The sequence below is a fragment of the Halotalea alkalilenta DSM 17697 genome (assembly GCF_000621205.1).
GTDB classification, from domain to species: Bacteria; Pseudomonadota; Gammaproteobacteria; order Pseudomonadales; family Halomonadaceae; genus Halotalea; species Halotalea alkalilenta.
In genome coordinates this window covers 39,869-57,945 of record NZ_KK211236.1, presented here as the reverse complement: position 1 = coordinate 57,945, position 18,077 = coordinate 39,869, and the positions used below count along the sequence as shown (strand labels likewise).

The following is an 18,077-nucleotide window of genomic DNA, read 5'->3' as shown; positions in this document are numbered from 1 at the left end:
CGCATCCTTTCCCATCCGTTCACGGGTGCTCGGTAAGCAGGGCTGCGATCAGCCCTCGCGGATCGTCGAAGTGGAGAGCGAACGGTGAAGACAGCCCTAAAGTCATTCGACTGCTCGGCCGATAGGACCTGGGTCAATGGCCATGCGCGATTCCCTGCTCCTGAACCGACGCTCGTCGGCGCGATACAGCTCTGTTCATTTCCGGCTGCATCCGTTCGAGCGGTGGGGAGTATGGCGTGATGGCCTGTACGACAGTCTTACTGGTCGGCTGGACGCTCATGGTCGTGTTCGTCTGCGTCTTCATCCATTGCTCGATGCGTAGCCGTGGAGACGCCGACGACGGGTGAAGGAGCACGGTGAATTTCAACCAGTTTCCCACTGTGCCTTTGCTCGCACGACGCCGGGATTTCGAGCCCTGACGGCTGGTCCACTCAACGCTGGCGCCGAGGCGCGGGCCGTACAGCGCCCGGCGAATGGCCGCCGAGCGCTATGCGAGAACGCAATCATGACGCTGGTTTGTCTGTCGGTAGCCGCGCTCGCCTGGCTGGTAACGATCTGGGCGATCTTCGCTTTCGTTCGCGGCAGCAGGGATGATCCGCCCCATGATCGGCGCTAGTCGTGCGGTGCTTTGCGCCCCGCTCGACGCCTTGGTGCTCAGCACCTAGAATGGGCGCCCCGCCTGGTCGAGAGAGGCTTGAAGCCCGATGAGTGAAAAACCCGAGCTGCCGGTACGCCGCTACGGTATCAAAGAGTTCATCGCCGCCGCGGTGTTCATGGCGCTGTGGTGCTTCATGCTCGAAGGGCTGGTCGCCTGGTGGCTCAGCTTCTCCTTCTCCTTCGTTCGTCTGCTGCTGGTCTTCGTCGGCTGCATGGCGTTCAGCCTGTTCCAGGGCTGGCGGCGCAATCGGCGGCTCGACGCCGAGCAGCAGCGCTGATCGATCAGTCTTCCGCCGCTCTTTCTCTGAGTCGGCAGTCCCTGTGTCGAAAGCGCCAGCGTCGATGGTCCCAGCGTCGAAAGTCCCTGCAGGCGCCCCCTCGTACCGGGGAGCGCACTGCGGCGGCGCGGGCGTGATCACACCTCGCGGTAGAGCTCGCCTCCTTCTTCGCGAAAGCGCTCCGCCTGGTCTCGCATGCCCTCCACCGCTTCCTCGGGTAGTGCCTCGATACCGGATCCGTCGCCGAATCGATCACGGACTTCCTGGGTGATCTTCATCGAACAGAACTTCGGTCCGCACATCGAGCAGAAGTGCGCCACCTTGGCCGAGTCCTTGGGCAGGGTTTCGTCATGGAAGGCGCGTGCGGTGTCGGGGTCGAGCCCCAGGTTGAACTGATCCTCCCAGCGGAACTCGAAGCGGGCCTTGGACAGGGCGTTGTCGCGGCGCTGCGCGCCGGGATGCCCCTTGGCAAGGTCGGCTGCGTGGGCGGCGATCTTGTAGGTGATGATCCCGGTCTTGACGTCGTCCTTGTCGGGCAGGCCGAGATGCTCCTTCGGCGTCACATAGCAGAGCATCGCGCAGCCGTACCAGCCGATCTGCGCCGCGCCGATGCCTGAGGTGATGTGGTCGTAGCCGGGAGCGATGTCGGTGACCAGCGGCCCCAGGGTATAGAAGGGGGCCTCGTCGCAGCACTCGAGCTGCTTGTCCATGTTCTCCTTGATCAACTGCATCGGCACGTGGCCGGGGCCTTCGATCATCACCTGCACGTCGTGCTTCCAGGCGATCCGGGTCAGCTCGCCAAGGGTCTCGAGTTCGGCGAACTGGGCCGCGTCGTTGGCATCGCGGATCGACCCCGGGCGCAGGCCGTCGCCGAGCGAGAACGAGACGTCGTAGGCCTTCATGATCTCGCAGATCTCGTCGAAGTGGGTATAGAGGAAGTTCTCGCGATGGTGCGCCAGGCACCACTTCGCCATGATCGAGCCGCCACGCGATACGATACCGGTGGTGCGCTTGGCGGTGAGCGGCACATAGCGCAGCAGTACCCCGGCATGGAGGGTGAAGTAGTCGACGCCCTGTTCGGCCTGCTCGATCAGCGTGTCGCGCAGCAGCTCCCAAGTGAGGTTCTCCGCTACCCCTGCGACCTTTTCCAGCGCCTGGTAGATCGGCACCGTGCCGATCGGCACTGGCGAGTTGCGAATGATCCACTCGCGTGTCTCATGGATGTTCTTGCCGGTGGAAAGATCCATGATCGTGTCGGCGCCCCAGCGGATTCCCCAGGTCATCTTGTCGACCTCCTCCTCGATCGAGGAGGAGAGCGCCGAGTTGCCGAGATTGCCGTTGATCTTCACCAGGAAGTTGCGGCCGATGATCATCGGCTCGAGCTCTGGATGATTGACGTTGGCCGGGATGATCGCCCGGCCGCGAGCGACTTCGGCACGGACGAACTCAGGGGTGATGTCCTCGAGCATGCGTGCGCCGAAGGATTCACCGGGGTGCTGGTGGGCCAGCTCCTCCTCGGCGACCTTGCCGCGGATCGCTAGGCGGCGCTGGTTCTCGCGCAGCGCGATGAACTCCATCTCCGGCGTGATGATGCCCTGGCGGGCGTAGTGCAGCTGGGTGACGTTGCGCCCGGGCTTGGCACGCCGCGGGGTGCGCTTGAGCTCGAAGCGCAGTGGCGCCAGCTGCGGGTCGTTGGCGCGGCGCCGGCCGTACTCCGAGCTCATGTCGTCGAGCCATTCGCAATCATCGCGCTGGTCGATCCAGCCCCGGCGCAGTTCAGGCAGTCCGCGGCGGATGTCGATCGACGCCTCGGGATCGGTGTAGGGGCCGGAGGTATCGTAGACCAGCAGCGGCGGATTCTCCTCCAGCCCTGCGCTGGTGGTGGTCGGCGACTGGCTGATTTCGCGCATCGGCACGCGGATGTCGGGACGCGAACCCTCGATGTAGACCTTGCGCGAGGCGGGCAGGGGGGCGATTGCCGCTTGGTCGACCTCGGCCTTTTCGGCGAGGAAGTGCTGGGTACGTGACTTACCCTTGGGGTGGGCGCTTTCGGTACTCATCGGTCATCTCCCTGGGGCTGCGTGGTCGGACTCAAGCGTGGCGCTCGAGTCCCATTTGCCAGAAGTCGATCTCGAGCCGGGTCGCGTCGCGGAACACGACCTCGAGCTCGGCGATTCGCTTGGCGGGCTGTTCGGCCAGCGCCTGGTCGAGCCAGGCTTCCTCCTCGCTCGCCGCGCTGAGGTAGGCGTCGTCGGTGTACATCTCGATCCAGGCCGCGTACGGGTTGCCCTCCAGGCGGGTTTCGGCGCGTGATGCCAGCCACTTGCCGATCCGCGCATAGCCGACCAGGCAGGGCGCCAGCGCCACGCGCAGTTCGAGGAGATCGCCCCGCGCGCCGGCGTCGAGCACGTAGCGGGTATAGGCGAGGGTGGCGCGGGCTTCGGGGAGCGCGTCGAGGGTGGCGACGTCGATGCCCCATTGGGCGCAGTAGTCGAGGTGCAGGCCGAGCTCCAGGTCGACGATCGTCTTCAGTCGATCGAAGGCGTCGCGCAGCTCGTCGAAATCGCGGCTTTTGTACAGCGCCAGCGCCCAGGCGCGGGCGAAGTGGCCGAGGAACAGATAGTCCTGTTCGAGATAGTGGCGAAAGCTGGCCTCGGGCAGGCTGCCATCGCCGAGCCTGCGGACGAACTCATGCTCGACGTAGGCGCGCCAGTCGTGGTGGCAGGCCTCGATGAGGCGGTCGAAAGGGTTTGGCACGATCACTCCCGTAGCGGTCGAGGATCCGGGAGCGAAGGGAGCGGGGGCGCGAAGAGCGATGGGACGGGGGCGCCGCTTGATCCCTACGCCGGTACAGGCCAAGACGTGATCACACGTTCAGGCTTCACCCGGATCAGGTTCGGCGGGACCCGCGCTGGGGCCTTTGGCCCTGTCGCGATCTCAGCCGGCATCCACCGGCACCCCGTCAAGCGTTACGCTTCGCCTCGATGCGGCGAAGTCTCGACAGTGTCGTCGCTGGCCGGCTGGGCGGTCAAGCGTCAATATGGTCAGAAGGGCGGGGCCGCACTACGCTCAGCTGGCGAGGCGACGACTGGGCGTGAATCCTCGCCACGCCGATCCGGACGGGCGGGATGCCCGTTTCCCAACATGGCCGCAGCGAGGCGCGTGGATGGACCGTCTGAAGTCGATGGAGGTGTTCGGGCGCGTGGTGGAGCGGCGCAGTTTCTCCGCCGCCGCGCGCGAGCTTGGCATTCCGCGCTCGACGGTGACGCGCACCGTACGCCATCTGGAGGAACGTCTCGGCCTCAAGCTGCTCGAGCGCACCACCCGATGGGTCGAGCCCACCGAGGAGGGGCGCCGCTACCACCTGCGCTGCCGAGAGCTGCTTGCACTCCACGGTCAGATCGAAGCGGAGTTCGAGCTCGCTCTTCCTCGCGGCAGCCTGAGCATTGCCGCGCCGGGCCATCTGGCCCGTCATCGGCTTGCGCCCGCGCTGCCCGGATTCATCGCCGCCCAGCCCGGTATCGAGCTGAGGCTGCTGAGCCGCGAGCGCTGGGAAGACCTGCTCGAGCCGGACATCGACTGCGCACTGTGGGCCGGAGTGGCTCGCGACAGCGCGCTCGAGCAGCGTGCGCTCGGCGAACTCGCGATGGTCACCTGTGCAGCCCCCGGGGTGATCGCCACCGGGCCAGGCGGTGGGATCGAAGCGCTCGCCGAGCTGCCCACGGTAGGCGTGATCGACAGCCGGGATGCCGCACCGTTGCCGTTTTCGTTCATCGTCGCCGGTGAGACACGGCGTTCGGCGTCCTCTCCGGGAGTGCGGGTCGAGGGCTTCGATATCGCGCTCGAAGCGGCGATCGCCGGTGCCGGCGTCGTTCAGCTGCCGCGCGATTGCGCCGCGCCGGCGCTGGCCGAGGGTGAATTGGTCGAGTGGAGCGGCGCGGTGGCCGCGCCGCTGCCGCTGTGGCTGCTGCATGCGCCAAGGCTCGAGCGCGACCCGAGGATCGCCGCCGGGCTCGAATGGTTGGTTTCGCTGTTCGAAGGGGCCGAGCGTCAACAGCCCCTTGGCAAAGCTTAAGAGGAGTGAGCAATGAAAATCGCATTCTTGGGACTGGGCAGGATGGGCAGGGCGATTGCCAAGGTACTGCTCGAGGCGGGCTTCGAGCTTACGCTCTGGAATCGCTCCCCGGCGTCGCTCGAGGCCCTCGTCGATGCCGGTGGCAAGCTCGCCAAGAGCCCGGCCGAGGCGGTCAAGCGCGCTGACGTGGTGGTCAGCATGCTCGCCGACGATCGCGCGCTGCGCGAGGTGATGCTCGAAGGCGGCGCATTGGAGGCGATGCGCCGCGATGCCATCCACGTCAACATGGCGACGGTCTCGGTGCCGTTCGCCGCGACCCTGGCCAAGCTGCATGCCAAGCTCGGCCAAGGCTACGTCGCCGCGCCCGTGCTGGGTCGCCCGGAGGTGGCCGAGCGCGGGGAGCTGAACCTGCTGGTGGCGGGGCCGCCCGTCCAGGTCGAGGCGGTCTGGCCGCTGCTCAAGGCGGCGAGCGTCAGGATCTGGCCGATCGGCGATGTCCCCGAGCAGGCCAATGTGGTCAAGATCGGCGCCAACTTCATGCTCGGCGTCGCGATCGAATCGCTCGCCGAAGCGACCAGCCTGGCCGAGGCCCACGGCATCGAAGCCGCGGAGTTCATCGAGGTGGTCACCCAGACGCTGTTCGCCGCGCCCGCCTATCAGGGCTACGGCGCCCTGATCAAGGCGCGCGCGTTCGAACCAGCGGGCTTTTCGCTGCGTCTCGGTCACAAGGACATCGGTCTGGCGCTGAGCGCCGCCGACCAGGCCCGAGTGCCGCTACCGCTGGCCGCGGCGGTCAACGCACGGATGCTCGACGGGCTGGCCAACGGCGATGGCGACAAGGATTGGTCGAGCCTGTACGAAGTCGCCGCACGCCAGGCCCATCTGGACCGCCGCGGCTCCTGATTCGCTCATGTCCCCCGATGCGCTTCGCTCACTCGGGATACTCGGATAGCCGGCGAGGAACGAGCCACTCAGTCCGTTTCGGGATACTCGGATAGCCGGCGAGGAACGAGCCACTCAGTCCATTCGTGGTGAGCCGGCGAGGAACGAGCCACTCAGTCCATTCGTGGTGAGCCGGCGAGGAACGAGCCGAGTCGAACCACAGCCTCACCGCCGCCGCTCGATCCCTCGACTGGCGCCCTTCATCGCCGAGCCGATACTAGACCTTGGCGCGTATGGGCGCCGCTCGGGACGAACGGGTGGGGCTATGGTGCCGAGCCCGGACCAAGCCCGCTCGTGTCCTTCGGCTCGCTTCGCTCGCTCAGGATGCTCGGATAGCGCCCGAGGAACGAGCCGAGCCACGACCCTGGCGGCGCCGTCCGATTCGTCGATGCTGGTTCCTCGCCCATGGGACGAACGGTTTTCTTCCCGCATCAACGGGGCAGGGAGAGGGTCAGCCGGCGCTGGCGTTCACCGCCGACGGTACTGCCACGCTGACCCTTGGATCGAGCGCGGCGAGGGCCTGATCGAGGTCCGCCAGCAGATCGCAGGCCTGCTCTAGACCAGCATGGAAGCGAACCAGATAGCCTTCCCCGTTGGCCTGGGCGCGGCTGCGCAATGGCGTGCCCACCGGTAGCGCGAGGCTTTCGAACCCTCCCCAGGAGAGTCCGATGCCGAACAGCTCGAGGCGATCGAAGAAGCGCTCGATGGCGTCGCGCTCGGAGGTCTTCAGCCGCACGCCGAATAGCCCGCTGGCACCGTCGAAGTCGCGCTGCCAAAGCTCATAGCCCGGGTCTCGCGGCGAGGCGGGGTAATGGACCGAGGCGATCATCGGATGATCGGCCAACTGGTCGACCAGGCAGCGGGCGTTGGCGGCGTGGCGTTCGAGCCGCACGCCCAGGGTCCGCAGGCCGCGCAGCGCGAGGTAGAGATCGTCGGGGCCCGCGGTCTCGCCGAAGTCCTGGGCACCGTCGCGCAGTCGCTCCCAGGCATCAGGCGTAGCGGTGGCGACACCGAGCAGCGCATCCGAGTGGCCGACGATGTACTTGGTCGCCGCGTGCAGCGAGACATCGACGCCGAGTTCGAAGGGCCTGCATCCCAGCGGAGTCGCCCAGGTGTTGTCCATCACCACGGTGGCCGAGGCGCTGTGGGCGAGGACGCAGACGCGGGGCAGATCGATCATCTCGAATGTCAGCGAGCCGGGGGCCTCGACGAACACCAGGCGGGTCTGGGCACGCAGCTGCCGGGCCAAGTCCTCGGGGTCGCATGGGTCGAAATAGTCGACGGCGATGCCAAGGCGTTTGAGTACCCGCTCGGCGAATGCCCGGGTCGGGCCATAGACGCTGTCGCTGAAAAGTGCATGGTCGCCGCTGGCGAGGAAGGCGAGCAGGGCGTGGGTGCAGGCCGAGAGTCCGGAGGGAAACACCCGTGACCCATGGCCGCCTTCCAGTTCGGCGATCGCGCGCTCGAACGCATGGGTGGTGGCGGTGCCGAAGCGGCCATAGTGGGCATAGGGGTTGCCGCCCTGGCGGGCGCGCTCCCAGGCATCGAAGCTTTCGGCGAGCAGGGTCGAGCCACGGCAGACGGGTACGTTGACCAATCCGTCGAAGCGCTGAGAATCGCGCCCGCAGTGGAGCAGGGTGGTGTTGGGGTGGCGGCGCGGGGAGTGCATCGAACGCTTCCATCTAGGCGGTTGGGAATGCGTTCCAGCTTATCGCCATCGGTTGAGAAATTTTTTGACAATCGGGTCGAGGAACTGCTTCGTATGTGAAATGTTTTTCGATTTAAGCGGTCAAGGAGGGTTTTTTTTCGTGGATCGCCTGGATGTAAGGATTCTTGATTCGCTTCAACAGGATGCCACTCTGCCGGTCAGCGCGATCGCCGAAAGGGTGGGGCTTGGCACCACCGCGTGCTGGCGGCGGATACAGAAGCTCGAGGCGGAAGGGGTGGTGCACCGGCGGGTGGTGCTACTCGATGGTGAAAAGATCAATGCAGCCGTTAGCGTGATGGTGTCGATCCGGACCAGAAGCCACAGCGCCCAATGGTTGGTCGAGTTCCAGCGGGCGATCGATACGATCGACGAGGTGGTCGAGGCCTATCGGATGTCGGGAGACATCGACTACTGGCTGCGCGTCGTGGTGCCTGACATCGCCGCCTATGATGCGGTGTACAAGCGCTTGATCCAGATCGAGGGGCTGACCGACGTGAGCTCTACCTTCGCGATGGAGCAGCTCAAATACACTACCGCGCTGCCGTTGGGTTACTTGAAGTGAGCGGCCAGGGTCGAGCCGCCGGGGGGAGACCTGACTCGAGCGCTCGCCAGCCGCGCAGGCACTGGACCAGCCACCAGCAGAGCAGGGCGACAGAAGAGGTGGCGCCGAGCGCCACCATCGAGAGCGAGAACAGCAGGTCGCTGCTCTCGATGCGCACGTCGAAAAGCACGATGAGCGTGCGCCAGGCACCGCACACGAGCAGGGCCAGGGAGAGCAGGCTGAGCGGGAAACCGACCCAGAACAGCTCGAGCTGACGGCGCCGATGGGCGCGTTCGAGCGGGTGCGAGGCGCGGGCGAGGTGGGCGATGACGATGCCCACCAGCGCGGTGAACCCGGTCACCGGCTGGAGCAGGTAGAGCACGTAGACCAGGCGCGCCTGATCTCGGCGGGGCGGCTTCGCTGCGGATGCGGAGGTCATCGGGCCACTCAGTAGAGCCAGATGTCCGGCTGGCCGGGCGCGCTGCGGTTCTCCAGGTCGCGCCAGCCGCGCGCGCAGCGGATGATGATCCACAGGTAGACCAAGGGGAACAGCAGCAGGCCTACGCCGACCAGCGAAAGCAGCGTCGCGATGATGAAGTAGCCGAGGCCGATCCAGAAGGTGCGGATCTGGAATCGATAGTGGGCGGCGATCCATGGCGAAGCGCGCCCGCCATAGACGTAGGCCATTACCAGCCCGACCAGCGCAGTGACCCCGGTGGCGAGGCTGATCAGGTAGAGGATGTAGATGATGCGCGCCATCGCGGGATTGTCGTCATCGAGGGTGGTGGCGATCGGTTCGGTGGTGGTCATGGCGGCTCCAGGTACGGAAAGTGGGCTCATTCTAGGCTTTTGCGAAAGCCGGAGCGAGCCGGTCGAGCGGCAGCGAGGAGCCGGCACGATGAGTTAGAATCCGTGCCGTACCGGCTCCTTTCGCAGCGAGGCCGCGGAAGGGGCGAGCCAGACCATCAACGAGGGAATTTCCATGCCGTCATTCGACATCGTCTCCGAGTTCGACAAGCACGAGGCGACCAATGCGGTCGATCAGGCCAATCGCGAAGTCGAGACCCGGTTCGATTTCAAGGGTGTCGATGCCAGCTTCGAGATCGAAGGCGATACCGTGCGTCTCGAGGCGGACGCCGACTTCCAGCTCAAGCAGATGCTCGACGTACTGCGCGCCAAGCTGATCAAGCGCGGCATCGACGCGCGCTGCATGGATGAGCAGGAGCCCCAGCTTTCCGGGGTCAAGGCGCGCCAGGAGGTCAAGCTCAAGCAGGGCCTCGAGCAGGCCGACGCCAAGGCGATCGTCAAGCTGATCAAGGATGCCAAACTCAAGGTGCAGGCCCAGATCCAGGGCGACAAGGTGCGCGTCACCGGTAAGAAGCGCGACGATCTGCAGACCGTGATCGCACTGCTCAAAGGCGAGCAGGGACCGGACCTGGCGCTGCAGTACAACAACTTTCGCGACTGAACCCAGGCCGGCTTCGAAGTCAGCTAGGCCCCTTCCCTGTCTCTAGCGCACCTTTTCCGGCCGCCAGCCCGGCGAGTGCCTGCGTCATCCTCATCGCCTTCAGCTCAGCGGCGAAGGGCTGATCCCGGCCGGAATCGGGCAGCGGTAGGGGCGCTCTTCGAGTGCCTCGTCGAGTTCGGCGCGGGCGCGTCGGCGCAGCTCTTCATCGGTGAAGGCCTCCACTGCGGTGGCGGCGAGCACCTTGGCGGCCTGGAGCATGCCCTTGTGGCCGAGCGAGGAGCGTCCCTGGGAGACCACCTGCCAGGTGTGCAGCGGGGTGCCGAGGGCCAGGCAGGTGACGAAGCACTGTGCTGTGGGCACCTTCCAGCTGACGTCGCCGACATCGGTCGAGCCGAACATCAGCCCGGTGTCGACGGCATAGGGCAGTACCTCTTCGGCCAGCGCCCGGCCCTCGAGACGCTTGAGATAGGCGCGCCCCTCCTGGCCGACGAGGCGGCGGATCTCGGCGAGGTTGGCCGCGAGCTGATCCGCCCCCAGGGTGGCGTGGATGCGGGCGGCGAATTCACGATCCCGATCGTCGAAGTCCGGCGCGCCGAAGCGCTGGAGCTGAGCGTACAGCCGGCTCTCCAGGGTGCGGTTGGGCAGGTAGTTCGAGCATGCCTTGTCGAAGCGCATCTCGACCTGGGTACCGGTCATCAGCGCGGCCCCCTGGGCGATCTGCTCGAGCCGCTCGAAGATCTCCTGGGTTTCCTCCATCTCCGGGGCGCGGACCAGATAGAGCACCTCGGCGTCGGCCTGGACCACGTTGGGCGAGGCGCCTCCGGTCTGGGTCAGCGAGTAGTGCAGCCGCGCCTCGGGCACGATGTGTTCGCGCAGGTAGTTGGCGCCGACGTTCATCAGCTCGACGGCATCCAACGCGCTGCGGCCCAGGTGGGGCGAGGCGGCGGCATGGGCCGAGCGTCCCTTGAAGCGGAAGTAGGCCTGGATGTTGGCAAGTGTCGGCTGCGAGAACACGCAGGTCATGGTATTGGGGTGCCAGGTGAGGGCGAGATCGACGTCGTCGAACAGCCCCTCGCGGACCATGAAGGTCTTGCCCGAACCGCCTTCCTCGCCGGGGCAGCCATAAAAGCGCAGGGTGCCCGAGCGCCCCGCGCCGATCAGGCCCTGCTCGAGCAGCCAGTCGCGGGCAGCGACGGCGCCGGCGAGCGCGGCGACGCCAAGCAGGTTATGACCGCAGCCGTGGCCGTTGCCGTTCGGTGTGAGCGCCCTGGGCGCGCTCTCCGCGCCGGCCTGGCTGAGTCCGGCGAGCGCATCGTATTCGCCGAGCAGGGCGATGACCGGCTTGCCCTGGCCGAAGCTTGCGATGAAGGCGGTATCGATGCCGCCGACGCCTCGCTCGAGCTGGAACCCCTCGGCTTCGAGCAGCTCGCACAGGGTCTGCTGCGAGCGATGCTCCTCGAAGCGTGTCTCGGCGCTTTCCCAGACCCGGTCGGCGGCTTCGATGAAGCGCTCGCGCTTGGCTTCGACCAGGCTTTCGAGGCGGCGGGCGGTAGGGTCGATGTCGAATGGCCGGTTCATGCTGGGCTCCTGTCGGTTGGGGTGAGGGCGAAGGGATGCGCGGTGAGCTGCTGGCTGAGCAGCAACAGCGTGCGTACCGCCAGCGGTAGTACTCGCTCGTCGAAGTCGAAACGCTGGTGATGGTGACCTGCTGCGAGCTCGGTGCCGAAGATCATGTAGGTCGCCTGGCCGCCGCGGGCCTGGACCCTCGCCATCAGGCAGGTGGCGTCCTCCGAGCCGCTCGGCGAGGGATCGTTGGTGACCAGGCGGTCGATGCCGGGCGCTCCCTCGAGCAGGGTGCGGATTCGCTCGACCAGCGCCGGGCTCGCCTTGCAGGTATCGGCGCCTCCCGCGACGCTGACGCTGGCCTCGACGCCGTGGATGATCGCGGCGCCGTCGATCACCTCACGAGCGCGGGCCTCGACGTAGGCGTTGATCTCGCTCGATTCGCCGCGGGTTTCGATCTTCATCCGCGCCACGGCGGCGATGACGTTGCGGCCGCTGCCGGCCTCCAGCACGCCTACGTTGACCCGCGAGGCGCCCTGGCTGTGCGGGGCGATGGCGTGCAGGCCCAGCGCCGCCTGGGCTGCGGCGAGCAGCGCATTGCGTCCGGCCTCGGGACGCCCGCCGGCGTGGGCGGGCACGCCGTTGAATTCGACGTCGAGCTTGGTGGTGGCGAGAAAGCCATCGGCGGCGCAGACCACCTCGCCGAGCGGGCGGTCGAGACCGATATGGCTTGCGATCAACAGGTCGACATCGTCGACGACGCCGGCTTCGACCATCGAACGGGCGCCGCGCACGCCTTCTTCGGCGGGCTGGAAGATCAGCTTGATGCGGCCGTGGAGTTCGGCTTCGAAGCGCTTGAGCAGCCGTGCCAGGCCGAGGCCGATGGCGGTGTGGCCATCGTGGCCGCAGGCATGCATCGCGCCGCGGTTGAGCGAGGCGAAGCCTTCGGCGCGCGGGCGATGATCGGCGGCGCTGGATTCCTCCAGGTCGAGAGCGTCGAGATCGACGCGAATAGCAAGCGTTGGCCCCGGGCGGCCGCTGTCCAGCGTCGCCACCACCCCGGTGAAGCCGCCGCTGAGCGCGGGCAGCCAGCGCGCCACCGCGCCCTGCTCGAGCGCACGGCGTTCCGCCAGCGCCAGGGCCTGCTCATCCGGCAGGCCCATGCGGGCGTTCGCTGCCACCACATCGCGGCCGACGGCGAGCTCGAAGCCCAGTCGGTCGAGCTCCTCGGCGACGATCGATGCGGTGCGAATCTCCAGCCAGCCGGGCTCGGCGTGGCGGTGGAAGTCGCGCCGCCAGGCGAGAAGCTGTGGCGCAAGTGCGGCGAGTTCCTGCTCGAGGCTCGTCGACATGGGGATGTTCCTTGTGTTCGTCATGGATGGTAATAGTCGTCAACGAGGCGCTAGAGCATGGGGAAGATGCCGGGGCCGAACGGCAGGTCGAGCAGTACGAAGGCGCTCAGCATCAGCATCCAGACGATCAGAAACGAGATCGCATAGGGCAGCATCAGCGAGATCAGCGTGCCGAGTCCCGCGTCGGGGTCGTAGCGGCGCATGAAGCCGAGCACCACCATCACGTAGGGATTGAGCGGTGAGATGATGTTGGTCGACGAGTCGCCGACGCGGTAGGCCATCTGGATGAAGCCCGGGTGGTAGCCGAGCTGCATCAGCATTGGGATCGAGACCGGCGCCATCAGCGCCCACATCGCCGAGCCGCTGGTGATCAGCAGGTTGAGCATCGAGGTGAGCAGGATGAAGCTCAGGATCACCGGCAGTCCGGTGAAGCCGATCTCGGTCAGCACCTCGGCACCGTGGATCGCGACCCAGGTGCCGATATGGCTCCAGGAGAAGTAGGCGATGAACTGGGCGGCGGCGAAGATCAGCACGATGTATCCGGCCAGATCCCGAATCGCCTCGGTCATCTTCGATACTACATCGTGGGCACTTTTGATCTGCCCGGTGGTTTTGCCGTAGGCGACGCTGGTGGCGATGAAGAACAGCAGGATGAAGGGGATGATCGAGGAGAGGAACGGCGATGGCAGAAGACCCCCTTCCTCGTTGCGCATCGGTGACCCGGGCCACGCGACCAGGGTCACCAGTGCTGCGATGTAGCAAACCGCGGTGATCCCCGCGTTGCGCAGCGCGCGGCCGGCGTGAGGGGGCTCCTGGTAGTCGACCTGGGTGGCTTCACCGCGATATTCACCAAGGCGGGGCTCGATCAAGCGGTCGTTGATCTGCGCTGCAACGATGGTCAGCACCACTACCGAGAGGCTGTTGAAGTACCAGTTGTCGACCGGGGTGACGATGAAGCCCGGCTCGATGATCTGGGCGGCGGCGGTGGAGATGCCTGACAGCAGGGCGTCGGTGCCGACGATCAGGAAATTGGCGGTGAAACCGGCGCCGGCGGTGCCGAAGCCCAGGGTCAGCCCGGCGATCGGGTGGCGGCCAATCGCATGGAATACCATCGCCGCCAGCGGTGGCAGCAGTACCATGGCGGCGTCGGAGGCGAGATTGCCGAGCATCGCGGTCAGGGCGATCACGTAGGTCACGATGGCGCGCGGGGCGTTGAGTACCGTTCTGCGCATCAGCACTTCGAGCATGCCGAGCTTTTCGGCGAGCCCGATGCCAAGCATCATCGCTAGCACCAGGCCAAGCGGAGCGAAGCCTGTGAAGTTGGTCAGCATCGAGCCGAAGATGAAGCGCAGGCCTTCGCCCGAGAGCAGGCTCCTGATTTCCAGGGTGTCGCCACTGCTGGGATGGACCACACTGGCATCGAACGCCGCCATCAATACTGAGGTGAGAATCACCACCAGGCCGAGATAGACGAAGATCATGAACGGATCGGGCAGGCGGTTGCCGAGCCGTTCGATGCCGTTGAGCATGTGGTTGAGCAGACGCGCGGATGGCGCCGCCTTGGTCGCGGAAGAGGACATGGTTGGACTCCAGTTTTTTTCTTGTACCGTTCACCATCTAACGGCATCCGGGGCGGCAGGCAAAGATCGCACTACCTTCTCGGTGATAGCCGCAGCTTATGCACCCGCCGGGGAGTTCGTGGGGTGTCAGAGTCGAGGACTTGAGTTGAACCTGAAGTTGAACCAGCTGCGCGCCTTCGCCGCCGTCGCGAGCCTAGGCAGCATTCGCGGCGCGGCACGTGAACTCGGCATCTCGCAGCCGAGCCTGACTCGCGCGGTGCGCGAGTTGGAGGGGAGCCTTGGCGAGGCGCTGGTGGTGCGCCATCACAGCGGCGCGAGCCTGACTCCGGCCGGCCAGGCACTGGCCGAGCATGCGCGGTTGATCCTCTCCCAGCTGGAACGTGCGCAGGAGAGCGTGCGCCAGTTCTCGGGCTCTCGGCGAGGCAAGGTGGGGATCGGGCTGTCGGCTACCGTGGCTCGGCTGCTGTTGCCAGGCGTGATCGCGCGCTTTCGCGCCGACTATCCCAGCATCGCGCTTTCGATCAACGAAGGGCAGCTGTCGGTGATGGGGCCGCTTTTGCGCGGCGGCGAGATCGATTTCGCGATCAATACGGTATTCAAGGCGTCGCTCGATCAGGATCTTACCGCCCAGTGGCTGTTCGATCGCCGGTTCCGGCTAGTCGTGCGCAAGGGGCACCCGCTGGCGGGGTCCGACCGGCTCGACGACTTCGCCCGCTGTGACTGGGTGGTGCCGCATAGTCGCAGCGGTTACTACCGGGAGTTGGAAGAGCTTTTGACCTCGCGCGGGATCCTGCGTGAAACCAATCGAATCACCTCCGACTCGTTCAATACCGGTCTCAACGTGATCGCCCAGAGCGATATCGTCGGGGTATTCGCAGAAGGCATGGCGCTGGCCCACGGGCTCGCTGGAGTAGTCGAGGTAGCGCTCGACGAAGCGCTACCGATCGCCCGTTTCTATGCGGTAAGGCTGCGCGATGCGCCGATCACGCCGGCGGCGGCGGCACTGCTCCGGCTGTTCGAGCGCACCTGCCTGGGCCGAAACCTGGAGTGGAGCCGCTGAGCGAGTTGCACGGCATGGCTTGGGCTCAGCGTTTTTTCATTCGATAGAAGCGGCGCTGTTTCCAGCCCGGCTCCTCCTCGAGCTGTCCTGGGGTGCGTTTGTAGCGCTTGTATTCCCACTGGTACTGGGTGGGAGCCAATGCGATGGCGCGCTCCACGCTCTTGTTGACCCCGAGGGCGGCGACGGCTTCGTCGGCATCGTAGACCCGGGGATCGGCCTCGATGAAATGCAGGCTGAAGCCGCCCTGGTCGCAGCGCCGCAGCGCCGTGCCGACCACTACGCGCGCATTGGTGCGCGCCACCAGCTTGGGTAGCAACGTCGCGGTATAGGCGGGGTGACCGAAGAAGTCGGCGAACTTTCCACTGCCCCAGTCGGGTACCTGGTCGGGCAGGATGCCGATCGCCTCGGCGCGGTGCAGCGCCTTGAGCAGGCTGGCGACGCCGCGGGCGTTGGTCGGCACCAATGTCGCGCCCATCCGCTCGCGGCCATGACGGATCACGCCATCGAGAGCGGCGATGCGGGGCGGGTCGTACATCGCGGTGAAGGTCATCCTGCTCGACAGCCAGAAGTTGACCATTTCCCAGTTGCCGATATGGGGGGCGAGCACGATCACTCCGCGTCCCGCGCGCTGGGCTTCCTCGAACAGCTCGAAACCCTCGACCCGCTTGACCGCATTGGCGACGCTCTGCGGATCGCCGCGCCAGACGAATCCGACTTCGAAGGCCAGTGCGACGCTATGGAGAATGCTGGTCGCGGCCATTTCCCGGCGTACCGACTCGTCGAGGTGGGGATAGGCCTGGCGCAGGTTCTGGCGGGTCACCCGTCGTTCACGGGTGGCGAACAGGGCATACAGCGGCGCGACGATTCTTGCCAAACGCCATAGACGGGCCGGTGTCCAGCGGGAGAAGCGTTTCCACAGCGCGCGGATCGCGCCCGCATTGAGTTTTTCTTTCAAAGGCATTGATGGGTAGAAGCTTAACGAAACATGGGCGGGCAGTATACCCGTTCATCGTGCTTTACAGAGCCGCCCGAATGCACGATTCCTAACTATCTTCATCATCGATGAAGGCAGTGGGGGAGATTGGCAAGCGCATCGTCTCGGCGTATAGTCCGCGCGAATTTTCCCTTCCCCGCGCACCGTTACTTACCGCTTTGAAGTCCCGTCGCGAACGGTCCCGATACCATCGGCGATCCCCAGCGCTGGGCATCCACGCCATCGCACGAGGTCGTTCATGGCTCGCCAGCTGTTCGCTCTGACCTTTCCCCCATTGCTCGGGCTCTTCATCCTCGCCCTTGGCAACGGCTTCCTCTCCACCCTCGTCACGATCAGGCTGTCCGCCTCCGGCGCGTCGGTCGAGGCGATCGGGTTGGTGTCCGCTGCCTACTACATTGGCCTGGGTCTGGGTGCCGTGCTCAATGACCGGCTGCTGCTGCGGATCGGGCACATTCGTGCCTATGCCTGCTTCGCCGCGATCGTCGCCGCCAGTTCCCTGGCCCAGGCGCTGTGGCTCGATGCCGGCTGGTGGTTCGTGCTGCGGCTCTTCGGCGGCTGGGCCACGGTGGGGGTGTACCTTGTGATCGAGAGCTGGCTTCTGACCGGTGGCGATCGCGCGGTGCGTGGCCGCATCCTCGCTTTCTACATGATCTCCCTGTACGCCGCGCTGGCGCTCGGACAGCTGCTGATCGGGCTATTCGACGAATCCCCCGAGGCGCCGGGTGCCGCGCTGCCCTACGTGCTGATCGGCATCCTCGCCACCCTGTCGCTGCTGCCGATGGCGATCATCCCGCGGGTCTCTCCGCTGATCGAGCATGCCGAGCCGCTATCGCCCTGGCGATTGGCCAAGCTCACGCCGACCGGGGTAGTGGGGAGCTTCGGCTCGGGGCTGGTGGTCGCCGCGCTCTACAGCCTGCTGCCGCTCTACCTCCAGAGTCGGGGCTACCAGCTCAGCGAGATCGGTACGCTGATGGCGACGGTGATCGTCGGAGGCATGGCGTTGCAGTATCCGATCGGGCGCTGGTCGGATCGCCACGACCGCCAGCGGGTGCTGATCATCATCACCGCGGCCCTCGTCGGGCTCGCGCTCTTGGTGCCGTTCGCTGCCTATGGCTATTGGCCGCTCTCGGTGGCGCTGTTCCTCTATGGCGGCGGCGCCTTTTCGCTCTATCCGGTAGCGGTTGGCCACTCCGCCGACCGTGCGCCGCCCAGCGCGCTGGTCGGCATGAGTCAGGGGATGCTGCTGATCAACGCGCTCGGCTGCACGATTTCGGCCCCTCTGCTCACGCTGCTGATGGCGCACGTCGGCAACGACGGATTGTTCTTCGGCTTCGGCGCGGTAGCGCTTTCGCTGGCGCTGTTCTTCTCCTGGCGCCGTTCGCGCCGACCGGCGCCACAGCCGCTGGCACCGTTCGCACCGCAGCCGGCCCAATCGGTGGTCGGTGCCGAACTGCTGGTCACCGATGAGCTGATGGCGGGCGCGGAACAGGCCGAGACCGAACACGAAGCCCATGAGGAGAATGCCGAGCGCGAGCACGCCGAGCGCCAGGCGCTCGAGATCGAAGGTGACCTGGCGGAGCAAGGGGTGCCGACCTCCAATCTGCGCCTGCTGGATCCGCAGGGGCCTGAACCGATGACCGGGGTTCATGAACAGCCGGAGACGAACCGCTCCTGAAAAGCCCGTTCATGGTCGGGAGCGAGAGCTCTTCGACATCCGCTCAAAGTGAGCCGGTGAGGAATGAGCCGAGTCGAACCACGGCCTTGCCGCCGCCGCCAGATCCCTCGACTGGCGCCCTTCATTGCCGAGCCGGTGCCGATCTTGACGCGTACGGGCGCCGCTCGGGACGAACGGACTTATC

The 18,077-nt window shown here is 66.1% G+C and carries 16 protein-coding genes and 1 riboswitch; of the genes, 7 read left to right on the top strand and 9 right to left on the bottom strand.

Annotated features, from left to right (window positions below; all coding sequences use genetic code 11):
* Positions 1-704 precede the first annotated feature (704 nt).
* Positions 705-935 carry a hypothetical protein gene (locus tag Q376_RS0120685; protein WP_027351906.1) on the top strand — a complete coding sequence of 77 codons (231 nt, stop codon included), beginning with the start codon at positions 705-707 and terminating at the stop codon, positions 933-935.
* A gap of 137 nt (positions 936-1,072) precedes the next feature.
* Here the strand turns inward: Q376_RS0120685 and thiC are convergent, their stop codons facing one another.
* Both thiC and tenA read right to left on the bottom strand, forming a co-directional pair.
* Positions 1,073-2,995 carry a phosphomethylpyrimidine synthase ThiC gene (gene thiC, locus Q376_RS0120680; RefSeq protein ID WP_027351905.1) on the bottom strand — a complete coding sequence of 641 codons (1,923 nt, stop codon included), beginning with the start codon at positions 2,993-2,995 and terminating at the stop codon, positions 1,073-1,075.
* 31 nt (positions 2,996-3,026) lie between these two features.
* Complete coding sequence (gene tenA, locus Q376_RS0120675) at positions 3,027-3,692, bottom strand: thiaminase II (RefSeq protein ID WP_043449271.1); 666 nt, start codon at positions 3,690-3,692, stop codon at positions 3,027-3,029.
* A gap of 63 nt (positions 3,693-3,755) precedes the next feature.
* Positions 3,756-3,907: riboswitch (TPP riboswitch) on the bottom strand.
* A 194-nt stretch (positions 3,908-4,101) separates the two neighbouring features.
* Here tenA and Q376_RS0120670 point away from each other — a divergent pair.
* Both Q376_RS0120670 and Q376_RS0120665 read left to right on the top strand, forming a co-directional pair.
* A complete protein-coding gene (locus tag Q376_RS0120670) occupies positions 4,102-5,010 on the top strand; it encodes a LysR family transcriptional regulator (RefSeq protein WP_027351903.1) in 909 nt (302 codons plus the stop codon).
* 12 nt (positions 5,011-5,022) lie between these two features.
* Positions 5,023-5,913: an NAD(P)-dependent oxidoreductase gene (locus Q376_RS0120665; protein ID WP_027351902.1), complete on the top strand. Its 891-nt coding sequence runs from the start codon at positions 5,023-5,025 to the stop codon at positions 5,911-5,913.
* 490 nt (positions 5,914-6,403) lie between these two features.
* On the opposite strand, the gene metC is transcribed toward Q376_RS0120665, so the two are convergent.
* Entirely contained in the window at positions 6,404-7,621 is a 1,218-nt protein-coding gene (gene metC, locus Q376_RS0120660) for a cystathionine beta-lyase (RefSeq protein WP_043449238.1), read from the bottom strand.
* A 139-nt stretch (positions 7,622-7,760) separates the two neighbouring features.
* Between metC and Q376_RS0120655 the strand changes: the two genes are divergently transcribed.
* Positions 7,761-8,222: an Lrp/AsnC family transcriptional regulator gene (locus Q376_RS0120655; protein WP_027351900.1), complete on the top strand. Its 462-nt coding sequence runs from the start codon at positions 7,761-7,763 to the stop codon at positions 8,220-8,222.
* Here the strand turns inward: Q376_RS0120655 and Q376_RS24140 are convergent.
* Complete coding sequence (locus Q376_RS24140; RefSeq protein WP_027351899.1) at positions 8,191-8,640, bottom strand: hypothetical protein; 450 nt, start codon at positions 8,638-8,640, stop codon at positions 8,191-8,193. The genes Q376_RS0120655 and Q376_RS24140 overlap by 32 nt on opposite strands.
* Before the next feature lie 8 nt (positions 8,641-8,648).
* Positions 8,649-9,011, bottom strand: coding sequence for a DUF4870 family protein (locus Q376_RS23825; protein WP_052365625.1), 363 nt, complete (start codon positions 9,009-9,011; stop codon positions 8,649-8,651).
* A 172-nt stretch (positions 9,012-9,183) separates the two neighbouring features.
* Between Q376_RS23825 and Q376_RS0120635 the strand changes: the two genes are divergently transcribed.
* Entirely contained in the window at positions 9,184-9,669 is a 486-nt protein-coding gene (locus Q376_RS0120635) for a YajQ family cyclic di-GMP-binding protein (RefSeq protein WP_027351898.1), read from the top strand.
* Between the two features lie 99 nt (positions 9,670-9,768).
* Here Q376_RS0120635 and Q376_RS0120630 read toward each other — a convergent pair whose 3' ends face one another.
* Genes Q376_RS0120630 through Q376_RS0120620 form a run of 3 tightly spaced genes read right to left on the bottom strand, consistent with a single transcriptional unit; the run spans position 9,769 to position 14,164 of the window.
* On the bottom strand, positions 9,769-11,247 hold the full coding sequence (locus tag Q376_RS0120630) for a M20 family metallopeptidase (protein ID WP_052365624.1): 1,479 nt from the start codon (positions 11,245-11,247) through the stop codon (positions 9,769-9,771).
* Positions 11,244-12,584, bottom strand: coding sequence for an amidohydrolase (locus Q376_RS23820; protein ID WP_081803691.1), 1,341 nt, complete (start codon positions 12,582-12,584; stop codon positions 11,244-11,246). Before Q376_RS23820 ends, Q376_RS0120630 begins: the two co-directional genes overlap by 4 nt.
* 50 nt (positions 12,585-12,634) lie before the next feature.
* The gene (locus Q376_RS0120620) at positions 12,635-14,164 is read right to left on the bottom strand and encodes an AbgT family transporter (RefSeq protein ID WP_027351896.1); all 1,530 of its coding nucleotides are present in this window, start codon (positions 14,162-14,164) and stop codon (positions 12,635-12,637) included.
* Positions 14,165-14,309: 145 nt separating this feature from the next.
* Between Q376_RS0120620 and Q376_RS0120615 the strand changes: the two genes are divergently transcribed.
* On the top strand, positions 14,310-15,224 hold the full coding sequence (locus Q376_RS0120615; RefSeq protein WP_043449234.1) for a LysR substrate-binding domain-containing protein: 915 nt from the start codon (positions 14,310-14,312) through the stop codon (positions 15,222-15,224).
* A 25-nt stretch (positions 15,225-15,249) separates the two neighbouring features.
* Here the strand turns inward: Q376_RS0120615 and Q376_RS0120610 are convergent, their stop codons facing one another.
* Entirely contained in the window at positions 15,250-16,185 is a 936-nt protein-coding gene (locus Q376_RS0120610) for a lysophospholipid acyltransferase family protein (protein ID WP_027351894.1), read from the bottom strand.
* A 271-nt stretch (positions 16,186-16,456) separates the two neighbouring features.
* Here Q376_RS0120610 and Q376_RS23815 point away from each other — a divergent pair, with 271 nt between their 5' ends.
* On the top strand, positions 16,457-17,893 hold the full coding sequence (locus tag Q376_RS23815) for an MFS transporter (protein WP_081803690.1): 1,437 nt from the start codon (positions 16,457-16,459) through the stop codon (positions 17,891-17,893).
* Positions 17,894-18,077: the final 184 nt, after the last annotated feature.

Bases quoted from the DNA above. Each gene is read 5' to 3' on its own strand.
- Q376_RS0120665 (WP_027351902.1), top strand. From the start codon at position 5,023: ATGAAAATCGCATTCTTGGGACTGGGCAGGATGGGCAGGGCGATTGCC.
- Q376_RS0120610 (WP_027351894.1), bottom strand. From the start codon at position 16,185: ATGCCTTTGAAAGAAAAACTCAATGCGGGCGCGATCCGCGCGCTGTGG.
- Q376_RS24140 (WP_027351899.1), bottom strand. From the start codon at position 8,640: ATGACCTCCGCATCCGCAGCGAAGCCGCCCCGCCGAGATCAGGCGCGC.
- thiC (WP_027351905.1), bottom strand. From the start codon at position 2,995: ATGAGTACCGAAAGCGCCCACCCCAAGGGTAAGTCACGTACCCAGCAC.
- metC (WP_043449238.1), bottom strand. From the start codon at position 7,621: ATGCACTCCCCGCGCCGCCACCCCAACACCACCCTGCTCCACTGCGGG.
- Q376_RS23820 (WP_081803691.1), bottom strand. From the start codon at position 12,584: ATGTCGACGAGCCTCGAGCAGGAACTCGCCGCACTTGCGCCACAGCTT.
- Q376_RS23815 (WP_081803690.1), top strand. From the start codon at position 16,457: ATGGCTCGCCAGCTGTTCGCTCTGACCTTTCCCCCATTGCTCGGGCTC.
- Q376_RS0120620 (WP_027351896.1), bottom strand. From the start codon at position 14,164: ATGTCCTCTTCCGCGACCAAGGCGGCGCCATCCGCGCGTCTGCTCAAC.
- Q376_RS23825 (WP_052365625.1), bottom strand. From the start codon at position 9,011: ATGACCACCACCGAACCGATCGCCACCACCCTCGATGACGACAATCCC.
- Q376_RS0120670 (WP_027351903.1), top strand. From the start codon at position 4,102: ATGGACCGTCTGAAGTCGATGGAGGTGTTCGGGCGCGTGGTGGAGCGG.
- Q376_RS0120635 (WP_027351898.1), top strand. From the start codon at position 9,184: ATGCCGTCATTCGACATCGTCTCCGAGTTCGACAAGCACGAGGCGACC.
- Q376_RS0120630 (WP_052365624.1), bottom strand. From the start codon at position 11,247: ATGAACCGGCCATTCGACATCGACCCTACCGCCCGCCGCCTCGAAAGC.
- Q376_RS0120685 (WP_027351906.1), top strand. From the start codon at position 705: ATGAGTGAAAAACCCGAGCTGCCGGTACGCCGCTACGGTATCAAAGAG.